Source organism: Mesorhizobium sp. M0119 (assembly GCF_040322615.1).
Lineage (GTDB): Bacteria > Pseudomonadota > Alphaproteobacteria > Rhizobiales > Rhizobiaceae > Mesorhizobium.
Map to the genome: position 1 here is coordinate 1 of NZ_JAMYTU010000118.1, position 500 is coordinate 500.

Below are 500 nucleotides of genomic sequence, written 5' to 3' on the forward strand. Positions count from 1 at the left end.
TGGCAGGCCGGCCTCGATCCGCAGCATCTGGTCTTCATCGATGAGACCTGGATCAAGACCAACATGGCTCCGCTGCGCGGTTGGGGGCCGAAGGGCGAGCGGCTGCGCGGCTTGGCCCCGCACGGCCACTGGCGCACGCTGACCTTCCTCGGCGCGCTGCGCTGCGATAGGCTCGCGGCACCTTGCGTCTTCGACGGGCCAATCAACGGCCAATGCTTCCGCGCCTATGTCGAGCAGCAGCTCATCACCGTGCTGAAACCCGGCGACATCGTCGTCATGGATAATCTGGGAAGTCATAAGTCGGCGGCGATCAGGCAGATGATCAAGGCTGCCGGCGCCAGGCTTTGGTACCTGCCACCCTACTCCCCCGACCTCAACCCGATCGAGCAGGCCTTCGCCAAGATCAAGCATTGGATGCGACAAGCTCAGAAGCGTACCGTCGAGGACACTTGGCGCCACATCGGCCACCTCGTTGCGACGATCGAACCCGGCGAATGCAA

General features: G+C 63.6%; 1 protein-coding gene. It reads left to right on the forward strand.

Features of this window, described 5'->3' with window-relative positions; genetic code table 11:
• Nucleotides 1-500, forward strand: a 500-nt coding sequence (locus tag NKJ40_RS31830) for an IS630 family transposase (protein ID WP_352469398.1), incomplete at both ends; no start/stop codon positions are given.